The sequence below is a fragment of the Streptomyces nanhaiensis genome (assembly GCF_046614825.1).
GTDB lineage: Bacteria > Actinomycetota > Actinomycetes > Streptomycetales > Streptomycetaceae > Streptomyces > Streptomyces radiopugnans.
Map to the genome: position 1 here is coordinate 53,246 of NZ_JBKJFM010000001.1, position 13,883 is coordinate 67,128.

At 72.1% G+C, this 13,883-nt stretch carries 10 protein-coding genes; 3 read left to right on the top strand and 7 right to left on the bottom strand.

All coding sequences use genetic code 11. From position 1 onward, the window contains the following. Positions 1 to 468: 468 nt before the first annotated feature. A complete protein-coding gene (locus tag ACLIYP_RS00320) occupies positions 469 to 1,083 on the bottom strand; it encodes a SanA/YdcF family protein (protein WP_412711187.1) in 615 nt (204 codons plus the stop codon). On the opposite strand from ACLIYP_RS00320, the gene ACLIYP_RS00325 reads away from it, so the two are divergent. Together ACLIYP_RS00325 and ACLIYP_RS00330 are read left to right on the top strand one after the other, a co-directional pair. Then, positions 1,082 to 2,425 carry a hypothetical protein gene (locus ACLIYP_RS00325; RefSeq protein ID WP_412711120.1) on the top strand — a complete coding sequence of 448 codons (1,344 nt, stop codon included), beginning with the start codon at positions 1,082 to 1,084 and terminating at the stop codon, positions 2,423 to 2,425. The genes ACLIYP_RS00320 and ACLIYP_RS00325 overlap by 2 nt on opposite strands. Positions 2,426 to 2,710: 285 nt before the next feature. Beyond that, positions 2,711 to 3,568 carry a hypothetical protein gene (locus tag ACLIYP_RS00330; RefSeq protein WP_412711121.1) on the top strand — a complete coding sequence of 286 codons (858 nt, stop codon included), beginning with the start codon at positions 2,711 to 2,713 and terminating at the stop codon, positions 3,566 to 3,568. A 220-nt stretch (positions 3,569 to 3,788) separates the two neighbouring features. On the opposite strand, the gene ACLIYP_RS00335 is transcribed toward ACLIYP_RS00330, so the two are convergent. Together ACLIYP_RS00335 and ACLIYP_RS00340 are read right to left on the bottom strand one after the other, a co-directional pair. Beyond that, positions 3,789 to 4,673 (bottom strand): 3'-5' exonuclease, encoded by an 885-nt coding sequence (locus tag ACLIYP_RS00335; protein ID WP_412711122.1) that lies wholly within the window; start codon positions 4,671 to 4,673, stop codon positions 3,789 to 3,791. A gap of 510 nt (positions 4,674 to 5,183) precedes the next feature. After that, positions 5,184 to 6,560, bottom strand: coding sequence for a hypothetical protein (locus ACLIYP_RS00340; protein WP_412711123.1), 1,377 nt, complete (start codon positions 6,558 to 6,560; stop codon positions 5,184 to 5,186). A 239-nt stretch (positions 6,561 to 6,799) separates the two neighbouring features. On the opposite strand from ACLIYP_RS00340, the gene ACLIYP_RS00345 reads away from it, so the two are divergent. Further along, the gene (locus ACLIYP_RS00345) at positions 6,800 to 7,471 is read left to right on the top strand and encodes a hypothetical protein (RefSeq protein WP_412711124.1); all 672 of its coding nucleotides are present in this window, start codon (positions 6,800 to 6,802) and stop codon (positions 7,469 to 7,471) included. 137 nt (positions 7,472 to 7,608) lie between these two features. Here the strand turns inward: ACLIYP_RS00345 and ACLIYP_RS00350 are convergent, their stop codons facing one another. From ACLIYP_RS00350 to ACLIYP_RS00365, 4 genes are all read right to left on the bottom strand, one after another. Beyond that, the gene (locus ACLIYP_RS00350) at positions 7,609 to 9,108 is read right to left on the bottom strand and encodes a helicase associated domain-containing protein (RefSeq protein WP_412711188.1); all 1,500 of its coding nucleotides are present in this window, start codon (positions 9,106 to 9,108) and stop codon (positions 7,609 to 7,611) included. Further along, positions 9,105 to 11,321, bottom strand: coding sequence for a DEAD/DEAH box helicase family protein (locus tag ACLIYP_RS00355; RefSeq protein ID WP_412711125.1), 2,217 nt, complete (start codon positions 11,319 to 11,321; stop codon positions 9,105 to 9,107). Before ACLIYP_RS00355 ends, ACLIYP_RS00350 begins: the two co-directional genes overlap by 4 nt. Positions 11,322 to 11,486: 165 nt before the next feature. Beyond that, positions 11,487 to 12,215: a hypothetical protein gene (locus ACLIYP_RS00360; RefSeq protein ID WP_412711126.1), complete on the bottom strand. Its 729-nt coding sequence runs from the start codon at positions 12,213 to 12,215 to the stop codon at positions 11,487 to 11,489. Between the two features lie 96 nt (positions 12,216 to 12,311). Further along, positions 12,312 to 13,697, bottom strand: a complete 1,386-nt coding sequence (locus tag ACLIYP_RS00365) for an AbiJ-related protein (protein ID WP_412711127.1) — start codon at positions 13,695 to 13,697, stop codon at positions 12,312 to 12,314. Positions 13,698 to 13,883: the final 186 nt, after the last annotated feature.

Genomic DNA, 13,883 nt, shown 5'->3' on the forward strand with positions numbered 1-13,883 from the left:
CTCGTCTGTGACTGGCGCGTGGTACGGGCAGGGCTCACGGAGTGGGGGCGCCCCGGGCGGCCGAAGGGGGCGACGACATGGCGCGGAGCCGACCGACCGCTCAGCGATGGACACGACAGCCGCTGTTCCCCGGCAGATTCCCGATGACGGCACACCGTCCGGCTCGACACCGGGTTGGCGTTACGCAGCCGGTCGACCGCATCTTATCTTCTATCCCACTAAGCGGCTTAGGACCTGCAGAACAAAACGCAGATAGGCAGCGCGCTGACCTGCGAGGTCAAGCCTTAAAACCCACAGGTTAATCCTCTGCAGGTCCATAGCGCCTGGCAGCCCTCCGCGGACCGACCGCCGTCAAATCCGTCGGACCTACCGGCCGATGCCGCGCTCACAGTGCCGTGCTGTCTCCCCGGCCGTGCACGGGGCGTACGCGACGCTGCTTTCCGCTCCCGCGCAGCACGACCGCCCCGGTCATCGGGCCTCGGTCAGCGCCCGCGCCACGCCCGGTTCCTTTGGCCCGAGGAACCGGGGGCCCGGCTCGAACGCCGCATCCACGGCCGCCTTGCCCGCGGCGAACAGTTCGCGAGTGGCACCGTAGTACCAGACCGCATCGTGGTGGTCGGCCGCACTGACGCCGTACGAGTCGACACCCGCCTGCCGACACAGGGTGACCGCCCGGCGGATGTGGAAGCCTTGGCTGACGAGGATCGCGCGGTCGACGCCGAAGATCTTCTTGGCGCGCACGCAGGAGTCCCAGGTGTCGAAGCCGGCGTAGTCGCTGACGATCCGAGCGTCGGGCACGCCTCGATGGGTGAGGTAATGGCGCATGGAGTGCGGCTCGTTGTAGTGCTCGCTGCTGTTGTCGCCGGTGACCAGCACCATCTCGACGCGGCCCTTGCGGTACAGCTCCGCCGCCGCGTCGAGCCGGGTGGCGAGGAACACCGACGGCTCACCGTTCCACAGCAGGCCCGCGCCGAAGACCACGGCCACGTTGGTACGCGGGACATCGGCCGTCGTGCGCAGCCGGTCGTCCGCCGCCGTGAACACCCACGTGGCGGGCAGCAACGCCAGCACGCACAACAGCATGAGCGCCTGCACGACCCGCCGCTGCCCCGTGCGGGTGCGCGGCAGACGCGGCCTGAGGATGGCGCTCAGGGCCGGGAACGATGCGGCGCTGCTGGCCCAGACCGCGAACGTGCTCAGCTCCGCGGCGAGCCGTCACGAGGACGCCGAGGAACCTGGCACGGTCGAGGAACCAGCCGCAAGTCCGACCGACGCTGTCTTGCTGGAAACCCATGGTCTGTCCGCCGCCACGGCGAGCAGTTTGTTGCCCGAGGACGCGGAACGCATCTGCGGCGAGATCACCGCCGATTTGGACCATGCCGTCCGCGGACACGCGACAGCACTCAAAACCCTGGACAAAGCGGTGCGGTCGGTGGAGCGGCTGGCCCATGACCCGCAGTACCTCCAGGTTGTCGACGGGCGCCTGCGGGCCAGGCTGGAGCAGACCCTCTCTCAGCCTCGGCGGCTGGCCGAGCTCCTGGAAGACATCGAAGAACGCGAACGGAAGGTTCGCGAACTGCTGGAGGAAATCACCGAGGACCAGGCCATGGTGGTGCGCAGCTGTACCGCTTTGGTCGAAGCGATCCTGCACGACCTGGATGAGGTCGCCCACCACTCCCGCCTGCCCAAAGGGCTCGGCAGCTGGTCGGGGCAGCAATTCCTGTCCTTCGAGGTGCGCCACCGGCCACGCGGGGAGGAACTGGAGCGCAGACTGGCCGCAGAGATCGACCGCATGATCGCCGCGCTGCCGGCCGGATCCACCGGCAAGGCCACCACGCTCCCCGACGCCATGCCCCTGGCCAAGCGACTGGTTCTGGCCGCGCTCGGCGGCCGCGGCAACATCGTCGCCAAGATCATCAAACCGGCCCAGAGTCTGGAGACCGTCGAACGGGAATCCGTGACCGTCATTCAGAAGTTCAGCGGGGGTGAACTCCTGACCGTCTCCGTCCTGCTGTACTGCACGCTGGCCCGGATGCGGGCTGCGAAACGCGACCGGCGCGTCCCCGGCGGAGTCGGCACCCTGATCATGGACAACCCGTTCGGCAAAGCCAACTACGGGCCGTTCATCTCGCTGCAGCGCCGCGTCGCGGCCGCCCACGGCATCCAACTGGTGTACACAACAGGCACCAACGACCTCCCCGCACTGGGGCGGTTCCCTCTCGTCATCCGGCTCCGCAACGGCATCGATCTGAGGACACGACGCAGGTACGTGCAGATCGCAGAGCGCTACGGTGACGCCGTGACGCGCGCGGCGGAGCGGGCCGGTGGCGATGGCATCACCGCGGCGCGGCTCCTGCGCCGCACCCACACCAGCCAGGCCGGCGGGGAAACCGAAGAGGCGTCCGCGGCCGGGGAAGCGGTATGACCGCGGCGGACCGCATGGCCGCCTATCTGGCCGGGCAGCCCCGCCAGCGCGTCGAGTTCGACGCGCTGGCGGGCGCCGCCGAACAAGAGGACTCCCGTCTCCCCTCCTCCCCCCACCGGCGCCGGGTGCTCGCCGACGCCGCCCAGGAGCTGGTCCGGCGCGGCCTGGCGCTGTTGCCGCGGCCACCGCGGATGGGACTACTCCGCGCACCCGCCCCTCCCCCTGTGGGTCAAACGCCCTCCCCTGACCCTCGCGGTCCGGGACCGGCCCGGGCCGCGGGCGTGGGTGCGGCAACTGTCCGGGCTTGCGGCCCTGCCTCTGACCACCGGCGACCACGAGCTTCTGGCTCCGGTCAACGCGCTGTTGCGCGACGATCCGGATGCCGAGCTCATCCCCCTCGCCGAGCGCTCCTACCAGCTCTACCGCGACGAAAAGTACCTTCACGGCATCGAACGGCATCGGCTGGTCACCCGCGGAATCCTCGACATCGCTGATCATCTGCGGGCCCGGCCGACGCCAGCCCCGCTGGCCATGTACGAGCTCGGGCCGGCGCCCTGGCTGCTCATCGTGGAGAACAGCGCGGCGTTCAGCAGCCTGCGCCAGATCCTGGGTGAGTGGCCCGATCGCGGTCAGGTGGGGTGGCTCGGATACGGGGCGGGAGACCAGTTGGTGGCTTCCCTGCCCACCGCTGTCGAGTCCTTCCGCGAACGCGACCATCGCGCGGACTCCATCCTGCTGTACGCCGACTTGGACCTCGACGGTCTGGAGTGCGCGCGGCAGGCCGATGTGAGAGGCCGCGCGGCAGGTTTGCCTGCCCTGGTGCCCGCTGTCGGCCTCTACCAGGCGTTGCTGACCCGGACCGCCCGCCGCGTTCCCCCAGCACCAGCCGAACGTGTCCGTGAGGCCGTCTCATGGCTTCCTGCGGAGATGGCGCCCTCGGTGGCCGGCCTGCTGACGGCGGGGGCAGTCCTGCGTCAGGAAGCGCTCCCCCTGCCGGTGCTGCGAGCTCTTCTGGATCCCGCGTCCCCGCTCCTGCCCCAACTACGCGATCCGCTGCCCGCCCATCCGCCGGCCGACCGGAGCGGGAGGAGGACACCATCGTGCTCCCCGGCCACGGCCGTCGAGCAGCCGGCCGACCCATGACCCGCGGCGCGCTGGCGCGCCACCGGCCCAGCACCCCGATGCGCGCGGGGCTCGTCCGCACAATCCTGTGCGGCGGTGCCTTCGGCCAACGAGGCGCCGTCGTCGCACAGCGGACCTCCCCGGGGCGGCGATGGTCCCTGAGGGCCGACGGCAGCATCGGGGTACGTCCTGCAGGTACCGGTCCGGCGCCCTCGCTGCTCGACCGGCATCCCGGCGAACCCTAGATCGCGTCGTGGCTCAAGCCCGCCACCTGGCGCAGATTCTCCAGCAGAGCACGGCATTTGGCGGCAGCGTCGTAGCGGCCTCCCAGCCGCTGGTTGCGGTAGGTACCGTGTTCCGCCGACCACAGGCCCTTGGCTACCGATGCCGGTCCCATGGCGTCCTCCCACCGGCACCTGCCCAGCCACGCCCGCACCGGCGTCCGGGATGCGTGGTGGCGCAGCAGCTCCCGCTCCAGCACCGCGCGGTCGAAGGAGGCGTTGTAGGCCACGCAGCGCCGGCCGGAGAAGACAGGGGTCAGCCGGGGCAGCAGGGCACCGAAGACCGGGGCGCCTCTCAGGTGTGCGGCGGTCAGGCCGTGCAGGGCGCCGGCGGCCGCTTCGATGTCGGCCTGCGGATCGACCAGCTCATCGATGAGTACCGTCCCGGTGCCGTCCACCGCGCCGATCTGCACCGCCCAGGGGTTGTGCAGTCCGGTGGTCTGGATGTCGACCACGAGCAGGTCCGGGTCGGCCAGTACCTCCCGGGCCCAGCGGCGGGCGCGGTCGCGTTCGTGTGGCCAGGCCGGCGGGCGGCGCAGCGCCCGGACCGCGTCGTCCAGCAGCGCATGGCGCTCGCCCAGCGTCTGCACATGCCACAGCCCGTCGAGATCGGTCCGCGCGTGCAGCGTTCCCAGACACCGTTGCTGCTCGTAGGCGACCCAGGTGGGGCGGGCGGTGTCATGGGGCCTAACGAAGCACACCGGCCGCCCGTCGATGAGGCGGCTGAACACATCCCCCCAGCAGTCCGGTCCGGCGCTGGGCACCGGCTGGTGTGTCCTGCCCCGGTCCAGCGGTGCAGTGGCTTGGGCCAGCCGGGACGGGGACGGGTGTGCCAGGCGGTCCATATGACGATCTTGCAAGCAGTGTGCGCCGGGCCGGGCACGGCAGCGCTGACACACCACACCTGCCGGTACAGGCACACCCGTTTGCCGTACAGCGGCGGACCCTGAAGCCGCGCGGGCGGCCAGACGGGCCGGACGCGGCCCCCCGGGGGATTCACGGGCCGGCCCCGGCGCTCCCGGTGACCGGCCGCGGACGCACGAGCAGGCGCTGGTGGGGCGGCGGGCGCGGGCGGCGCAGCGCCCGGATCCCGCTACACCAGTACAGCCCGGGCGGGCGCCCCCGCCGTTTCGTCGCCGTCGAGCAGCGCGGCGGCCAAGCGCACGTGTTCGTCGGGGAGCCGGCCGGTGCGGTGTCGGTTGCGGGCCTTGGCGAGCCAGGCGCCGATCCTGGTGGTGTTCCCCGTCAGCGTGGATGGTCTCGTGGGGCGGGTGCGAGTTGAGCTGGGTCCTGAGGAGGAGGAGGGGGGCCGCTGTCGGTGGCTTCCGCCCCTCCTCCGTGTTCGCTGAGGGGTCTCAGCTCTGCGGTTCCTTCGGCACGACGCGGGAGAAGAACTCCTTGGCGGCCTGCCCGTCGAGTTTCCCGTTCGTGGTCGCGGACCGCCGCAGTGCTTCGCCCGTCACCTGAGCGGGGATGCCGAGCTGCTTGTCCGCCTCGCCCATGATCTCGCCGATGTACCACTGGGCCGAGGTGGGGAAGTGCTGGATGAACCAGCTGAGCATCTTGGCCAGGGGCACCGACAGGATGAGGTCGAAGTCCTTGAGCTGGCCGCCCCGGCGTTCGGCGATGCGCAGCGAGGTGGTGAAGTCCTCCAGGACGGCATGGCGGATGGTCGGCCCGAGGGCGTCGGTCGGGATGATCCGCCTCAGGCTGTCGGCGACTTCGAAGGCCAGGTGGTCGGCCACTTCCCGCACGCTCGGCTCGTTGCGGTGGCGCAGGGCCCAGCGCTTGCGGATGTCCGGGCGCTTCCACAGGAAGCTGGAGAAGGTCTCGCTGAACCGGTCCCGGATCTGGGCCGCTCCCGGGGCCAGGCGGTGCCGGTCGCCGGCCGTCATGGCGTCCTGCAGTCCCTCGGAGGAGCGGCGCCTTGCTTCGGCCCAGTCTTCGGCGACCGGGCGGGACCACTGGGCCCGTCCTGCGACGGTCGCCTGGGGCAGCGGCACGTCGTTCTCGCCGCGGGAGATGTAGCCCCGCAGGGTGGAGGCCGTGATGCCGCCCAGTGCGGCCATCTCGGGCACGCCGAGCAGCCGGTCCCCGGCGAGTTCGGGACTGGCCAGGTCGACGACGCACTTCTCCAGGGGCAGGGGGTCGTCCTGCTTCTGGTGGTGCTGGGCCCACCGGGTCAGGTCATCGATCCAGTTCTCGGGTTCTGCGGTGGCCGGGTCGAAGGTGGCGACCTTGTGCACGTGTGCGCGGCCGGGGTGGGCGCGGCCGTCGAGCATGTCGGCGGCGTGGACGGTGGCCGTGGCGCGTGCTGTGTGGCGTGCGTAGTCCTCGGTGACCGGGTCCCAGATCTGGCCGGGCCGGTACCAGGCTTCGCCGTCCCACCAGTAGCCGCCGGCTCTGAACAGCAGCGGCGCGCCGGACCAGTAGGTGTGCAGGCTGGCGGTGTCCTCGTCGCGGAGCAGGAGCACGGTGCGGCCGTGCTCGGGGTGGTAGCGGACGGCCCAGCCCAGGTGGTGGGCGATCGGGTCGGTGGTGAAGGCCAGCCACCCTGCCTCGCGGGAGGTGTCGCAACGGCCCCACATGCCTTCGCTCTTGTTGCGGCCGACTGCCTCGATGGCGTCCGGGCCGTCGTCGAGCGGCAGGTGTGAGTCGTCGACGAACGGCAGGCCGGGAACCGGGTGGTCCGTCCGCAGTCCGTTGGCGAGGGGACGGATGTCGTAGACCAACGTGCTCTCCCCCTTCAACTTTTGTGCTGTATCTAGCTACAGCACTTCTGATGCCCAGTAATACACGACTGGGAAGCGGATCGGCACAGCGATTTCGAGACAGGTTTCGCAGCGGCGCACAGCGTGATCGCCGCACCCCGCCCGCGCTCCTGTGGGCAGTCGGCCGCTCCCGCGGGGAAGATCACCAACTTTGGAAACTTTAGTTGTCGCATTGAGTTTAGGTGTTCTACGGTTGTCGCATGGATGATGTGTGGGAATTTCACGGTCATGCCCTGAAGGAGCAGGCCGCCTTCCAAGCCCAGGTGCGTGATCTGGTGTGGCGTGAGACCAAGAGGCGCATGAGCTTCCTGGGCTTCAGCGAGCAGGAGGGCCCCGCCACTCCGGACGCGCTGGCTGCGACCTCCGCGGCCGCCAAGGCGGTGCACCTGACGTACCTGGAGGTCGCCACAGAAGCCGGTGCCGCCGCAAAGGAGTTGGCCACCGAGGCTGCCACGCACGCAGGCCGGGCTGCTGCTACCTACGCGGACCTGGGTGAAGCCGCGGGGATCAGCCGTCAGGCCGCCCGCAAGCGGTGGCCGGAGGCGGTCGGCACCCACTGGGCGCTCTACCTCCTGACCGGCAAGAACCGCCCGCACGGCATGGCCGTCCAGGTACTCCGCAGCAGCAGCAAGGCGATCGAGACCGGGCGCACCGCCGTGGACGAAGGCGCCCTCGCCCAGGACGGCGCCGTGGCGGCCGTCGTCGTCAATGCCGCCCGCGAGGCCGTGTGGGCGTGCTACTTCAACGACGGCGCGTACGCGCCCGAAGAGATCACCCTGCCCGAGGACCTGCAGAGCGTCCCGGGCCCGGGCCAGGAAGGACACAGCGACTGGATGCACCGGTGGGAACAGCACATCACGCGCCTGCCCTGACAGGAGCGGGCTGCAGCCCCCGGCCACAGCCATGGGCCCGGTCCTGCGGCGGGAGGGAGGACCGGGCCCATGGCTGTACAGGCGGTGTTTCAGCGGGGCCCCGTTTTCTCCTGCGGCCGCATCAGCCGGGGCAGGACCTACATCAGGACGGCCGGGGCGGCGTCCTGGTCCGTCCAGTCCCCCTCGAACAGGGCGGCGACCAGGCGGGCGTGGTTGTCGGGGAGCTGCCCGGTGCGGTGTCGGTGGCGGGCTTTGGCGAGCCAGGCGCCGATCTTGACGGTGTCGCCGTCGACGCGGATGGTCTCGCGGGCGGCGGGGGCGCGGCCTTCACGGTGGAGGAAGAGCTCCAGGAGCTGCACGGTCTGTTCGAAGGTGCGGCGGGCGCGGCGGACGGGGGCGAGGGGGTTGGTGTCGGGGGTGAGGCCGAGAGCGGCCATCAGCTGCTGCTGACCGGGGGCGAGATCCGGCCAGGTGGTGAGCTGGCGGGCCAGCCAGGAGCCGATCCTCACCCCGGCCAGGACCGTGTCGCGGGTGAGGGCGGCCGGGTCGGCGCCGTCTGCGAGGTGGGTGCGGAGCAGGTGGTATTTGCGGTGCCAGTCCGCGCCGTGCGGCAGGCGCCAGTCCGGTGCGAGGGCGGTGAGGGCGTCGGCGCGGGCCGCATCGAGGGTGTTCCTGGCGGCGAGGTGGCGCTGCTCGGCGAGCCAGGCGCCGACGGGGGTGGTGGCGGGGGCGGCGAGGTGACCGTGCGCGGCGTGGTAGTCGGCCGCGGCGGCGAGGCGGGCGCGCCAGGCGGCGTCGTGCTTGTCCCAGATCATGCCCAGCGCGTCGAGTTCGGCGATCCAGTCCGCCTCGAGGCGGCCGGCCCTGCGGGCGTCGCGCAGGGTGGTGATGAAGGTGCCCAGCCGGAAGCCGGTGGGGTCGGTGTGGTCGGCGGGGACGTCGAGGTGGCCGTAGTGGTCGCGGTAGGCCTGGGCGGCAGCCAGCCCGAGGCGGCGGGAGCGGGAGATGCCTTGGTCGCGGGGGTCGAAGGACGCCAGATCCATGGCGCGGGCGATGCGTTCGGGGTGGACGGTGAAGTCGAAGTGCCAGCGGCGTTCGATGACGGTGCTGGTCTCCTTCGGCAGGCGGTTGGCCTTGTCCGGCAGGCGCTCGAGGATGCGGTGGTCGTGGCTGGCCAGCGCGCAGGCGATCGCCCACACCGGCTCGTAAGGGGTGCCGAGGATGTTCTCGCCGTCGGCGCCGGGCGGGACGTAGACGGGGACGACCAGGCTGGCCATCTTGCCGGAGACGTCCAGGCGCAGGGCGCGGCCGAGGGCCTGGACGCAGCGGATGACGCTTCGGGTGGGGTCGGCGAAGACGACGGCATCCACGCTGGGGATGTCGACGCCCTCGGCGATCAGGCGCGAGTTGGCGAGGATCGCGCAGTCGGCGGCGGCGAACGCGGTGAAGGTGTCGGCGCGCTGGGCGGGGGTGTGCTCGCCGTGGGCGAAGAACAGCTGCGGGGTGAGGTCCGGGACGAGGCCGGGGTCGGTGCGGGCCAGCAGACGCAGCGTGTGCGGGAGCTCGCGGGCGAAGCGGCGGGCGTCGGAGACGAGGTTGAAGTAGACCAGCACCTTGTTCAGGCGGTGCTCGGTCATGGCGCGCAGCACCGCGAGGTGCAGGGCGGTGGTGCGCAGCGCGCTGTCCGGCTCCTCGCCGCTGCCGTCGCCGGGAGGGCGGGCGGTGGGGAGGTTGAGGCGGCGGCGCAGGTCGGCGTCGGTGAGGGTGGGCACCACGATGCGGTAGTCCGCTGCCCGGCCGTCGGCCGCTGCCTGTGCGAGGGGATATTCGAAGATTTTTTTGCCGTACACCTGTTCGTTGTCCATGGAGTTGGCGAACGCGTCGACGTCCCGCCCCGCGGCGGCTGGGCGGCGGCGTGGGCGGGTGGTGTCGGCGGACTCGGCCAGTTCGGGGGCGGCGAAGATGCGGGGGTGGCGGTCATGTAGAGGCGGCGCTCCGCGCGGATCCGCTGCGCGTCGTTGACGATCGCCCACTTCTTGTCCGCCCGGCCGGCGATGCGGTGCGCCTCGTCCATGACCGCCAGGTCGAAGGCGGGGACGTCATCGCGGGTGCGCTGGGCGGTTTCGATCTTGGGCAGGGAGTCGTAGGTGCAGATCACCGTCAGCGCCGCGAGTGCCCCCTCGCCCGCCGCGGCCAGGGCCGCGGCCAGCCCGGCCGCGTCCCCGGTGGCGCCGACCCCGGCGGCGGCCAGGTCCGGGCGGGCGCAGGCGTCCATCGAGGAGACGATCACCATCGGCTCGCGGCGGTGGTCGGCGCGCCAGGCCAGCGCGGTCTGCGCCGCCAGGTCCAGGGTGGGCACCGTGAACAGCACCAGCCGCGCCCCCAGCTCCTCGCCGATCCGGTTCGCGACCAGGGTCTTGCCGGTGCCGGTGGCCGCCACGTACAGCCCGCGGCTGCCCGGGCGGCGTAGATGCCGTACGGCCGCGTCTCTGCCCCGGATCTGGTCCGGGCGCAGCACCGCCCGCTCCGGTCGGGCGGGGAGGTCCACCAGGTCCATGGTCGGTGTCGTCCTTACCGGGTGAGCGGGGGTCAGGGGGCGGTCGGCGGGGCGTCCTGGAGGAGGGTGGTGTAGCGGTGGTGGGTGTCCAGGGAGCGCAGGAGGGGGCCGGTCAGGCGGGCGGTGACCGCGCCGGGGGTGGAGGTGATCTCCGCCCAGGTGGCGAGGGTGGCCTCTTCGTAGGTGTCCTGGTCGTAGCGGGCCCTCGATCCGGGCCAGGTGTCCTGGTTCTGGTAGGGGCGGCGGCCGCGGAGGCGGGTGGCGCCCACCGCGAGCGCCCAGTTGCCGCGGTAGCCGGCCTCGGCGGCCGCGGCCTGGACCAGGGGCCAGCAGGCGCCGGGTGAGGTTGACCACGGCCGCGTCCAGCAGGATCTGCTCGCCGGAGGGCAGCTGGTCTGACAGGCGGCTGGAGAAGAGGCGCAGGCCGCCGTCCTCGAAGACCTGGACCTCGATGACGTCTGGGTCGTGGCCGTCGCGCGGGGCGTTGTAGGTGCGGCCCTCGCCCAGGGCGGGGCTGGCCTTGGCCACGCCGCGGGCGCGGCGGTGCCCGTTGGTGGCGTGGGTGAGGCCGGGGGCGGCCTGCACGTCGCGCAGCAGGGTCTCCAGCCCGGGCGTGGCGGCGTTCTGGAAGTGCCACAGGCGGGTGTTCCAGTTCGGGTCGCTGGTCAACTCCAGCAGCATGTCGCGCCGCCCGGCGGCCGGCTGGGCCAGGAGGAACAGGTGCGACTGGTCGCCCGCCCCGGCCAGGGGGTCGCGGCCGATCTCCTCGCGCAGCAGGGCCAGGGCGTCGTCTTCGGCGGTGCGGCGCCGCTGGTGCAGGCGGACGACGTCGGCGTCGGCCAGGGGGTGCTTGGTCTTGTCGCCGCGGCCGAAGTAGCGGCCGTCGACCATGTGGGGGGCGGCGGGGCTGGGCGGGATGTGCACGATGAGGTAGCCGCGGGCGGGGTCACTCTCGCACGGGATGGGGTCGGTGAGTACCGGCAGCGGCGGGTCGGGCAGGGTGCGGGCGATGTTCTCCACCCGTTCGGCCAGGCCCGCCAGCGGCTGGGGGGCGAGGGTGAGGGTGCGGTGCTCGGTGTCCTCGGCGACGCCGATCAGCAGGGTGCCGCCGTCGACGGCGAAGGACGCCAGATCCCGGGCGAGTTCCTTGTTGGAACTCTTGCCCGCAGCCAGGGCCTCCTTGGCGTCCAGGTGGTGCGACTCGCCGATCAGGCCCTGCTCCAGGGCGGCGCGCAGGTCGGCCTCGGTCTTCGGCGCCCAGCGGGGGGTGTCGGGTGAGAGGTAGATCGACATCGGCCAGGCCTTCCTCACGAACGGGTCGGCGCTGTGCGCCCGGACCGGCACGGTAGCGGACCGCACCGACAACACCGCAGGGACCGTTGCGGTACGGGCCCTCTTCGTTCCTGCCGGCCGCCCCCGCCGATACGGTGGGCGCTGCCGCCGGTCTCCGCCAGGGGGCTACCAGTTCCCGGTGCTGTCGCGCCACGCCGTCCCCAGCGCGGTGAACTCCTCCAGCCGCTCGGCCAGGAGGTCCTGGGGGCGCTGCAGGTGGTAGTCCAGGAGGTGGATGCCGTCGTGGAAGGGCACGAAGCCGCACCGGGCCCACACGGCGGCCAGCTTCCGCCGGGCGGCGGCGTGCTCGGTCTCGGTCATCTCCCGCCCGTCGGCCGAGCCGGGCTCGCACACCACCGCGGCGCAGCCGTTCGACAGGCGGCGGATCGCCGCGGCGGCCAGGGCCGGGCCCAGGCCGAAACCGCGCCAGTCCGGCTCCAGCACCACGCGGTCCATGACCAGCAGATCACCGACCGGGTGGGCCAGCGCCTTCTCGAACCGCGCGCTCCACTCCCCTCCGGCGACGTCCAGGACGCTCTCGCCGATGCGGGCGACATCGCCGCTGTGGGCGTCCATGGCCTCCCAGGGGTGGCCGGGGCCGAACATGCGGATCCGTACGAACACCATGCGGCCCACGGTGATGTCGCGGACGGCGTCGAGGTCGGCCTGGGTCGCGGCGCCGGTGGCGGCCGCCTCCTCGGTCAGGAGGTCGGCGTCGATCCGCGCGGTCACCGTCCACATCTCTAGGGTGTCGGAGAACTCCTGCGCCGCCACGGGGTGTTCATGGCGGTAGACCAGGCTGATCAGGGACGGATCGGCGGGCAGGACACGGCGGGCGGCCGGGGATGTCGTCACCGGGCCCACGGTAGCGGCCGACCACGGGCCGGGGCGGGACGAGTTACTCGATTAGGGGGAAGCCGGGTGCCGGGGATGTCTCGGCGCGGGGCGGGTTCAGTCGGCGCGGGGGGTGACGTCGAACTGCCGGAACAGGTCGTGGAAGAACTGCTGGAGCAGGGCACGGGCCCGGTCGCGGTCGCGGAGCTCGTGGGCGCCGAAGCGGAACACCTCGTATCCGGCGAGTTTGAGGTCCCGGTCGCCGCGCATGTTGGCCGCGTACTTGGCGCTGTCCGGCCGTCCCTGGGTGGTGTAGTGGTGCATTCCGTCGACCTCGAGGACGATGCGGTGTCCGTGGGGCAGCAGGAGCAGGAAGTCCATGCGGAAGTTCAGCAGGGCCTGGGCGCCGCGGGCGCGGACGGTCTTGGGGTCCCAGTGCAGCCACACTTCGGGCAGGAGGGCCGGCAGGCCGTACACGGTGGGGCCGTGGATCTCGTGGTAGAGGTCGAAGAGGGTCCGCTGCGGGGGTGAGGTGTCGGGCAGGCAGCGGGTCAGCCGCGCGTACAGCGACCTTTTGGCTTCGGTGTCGCCGGGGAGGGTGCGCTGGTCCTTCCACCAGGCCTGCAGGTCGCGCCAGCGCAGGCCGTCGGCTCCGATGGGGCGGTCGTAGACCAGGACGTCGTCGGTGTCGCCGAGGACTTCGATGTCGTTGTCGACGGCGTCGCGGAAGCGGATGTCGGGCTTGGTCAGCGTGGCGAAGACGAGGTTCTTCGGCCGTCGGGTGCGGGCCGTCCGGGTGGAGACGAGGGTGAAGACCGGGTAGCCGCCGTCGGTGCCCATCTCGCGCAGCTCGGCCGCGGCGGTGTGCAGGTGGGGGTTGATGGTGGCGGTGAGGCGGCGCTGTGCCGGTTCGTCGGGGATGGTGTCGGCGCTGACCAGGCCCTCCAGGAACCGTGCGAAGCGCGCATCGCCGGCGTCGAAGGCGCCGAGTTGTTCGAGGAGTTCTTCGGTGGACCAGTCCCCCGGGTTGCGCAGGACGTGCCGGTCGATGCGGGCGCGCAGCCCCGTGGGGGTGCTGGTCAGCAGGCCGAGCAGCGGGTCGTCGTCCAGGACCCACAGGCGGTCCAGGAGGGCCATGAACCGGCCCGGGTGGCGGGCGAGGTCCGCGAGGTCGAGGGCCCGGGCGATCTCGCGCCGGGTCTTCTTGGGTATCTGTGGGGTGTTCTGCGCGGCCCATAGCGCGTCCTGGATCGTGTTCCGGGCCGCGGGGTCCACCAGTCCGTCACGGATCACGCGCTGCGCCACGTCCGGCAGCCGCCCGTCCGGCAGGGCCTTGAGGCTGTGCATCACCCGCTCGCGCTTCGACCCTTCCTCGGGCGGTTGCGGTAGTCCCAGCCGCGCACAGGCTCCGGGGAGCGTTCTGTGGGTGTTGGCGTCCCCCAGCCCGGAGAGCGCGTGTTCGAGGAGCTGCCGCAGCGCACCATGGTCCGTCTCACCCGCCATCACCCGATGATGGCAGGCACCAGGGCCCGGCCGGCACCGGCTTCGGACCCCCCGGGCCGGTGGGTGCGAGGAGCGCCGGCGCGCCGCCGGGCCGGTGGAGGCACAGTCGGCGCCCACGTTGGTCCTGCGGGAGCCGGCCGCAGGCGAGGGCCGGGAGCCGGTGAGCGGGCCGGTCGGCACGACTCG

Coding starts and splice junctions, on each gene's coding strand:
- ACLIYP_RS00320 (WP_412711187.1), bottom strand. CDS start 1,083: ATGCTGTTGTGCGTGCTGGCGTTGCTGCCCGCCACGTGGGTGTTCACG.
- ACLIYP_RS00365 (WP_412711127.1), bottom strand. CDS start 13,697: ATGGCGGGTGAGACGGACCATGGTGCGCTGCGGCAGCTCCTCGAACAC.
- ACLIYP_RS00325 (WP_412711120.1), top strand. CDS start 1,082: ATGAGCGCCTGCACGACCCGCCGCTGCCCCGTGCGGGTGCGCGGCAGA.
- ACLIYP_RS00335 (WP_412711122.1), bottom strand. CDS start 4,673: ATGGACCGCCTGGCACACCCGTCCCCGTCCCGGCTGGCCCAAGCCACT.
- ACLIYP_RS00350 (WP_412711188.1), bottom strand. CDS start 9,108: ATGACCGAGCACCGCCTGAACAAGGTGCTGGTCTACTTCAACCTCGTC.
- ACLIYP_RS00345 (WP_412711124.1), top strand. CDS start 6,800: ATGGATGATGTGTGGGAATTTCACGGTCATGCCCTGAAGGAGCAGGCC.
- ACLIYP_RS00355 (WP_412711125.1), bottom strand. CDS start 11,321: ATGTCGATCTACCTCTCACCCGACACCCCCCGCTGGGCGCCGAAGACC.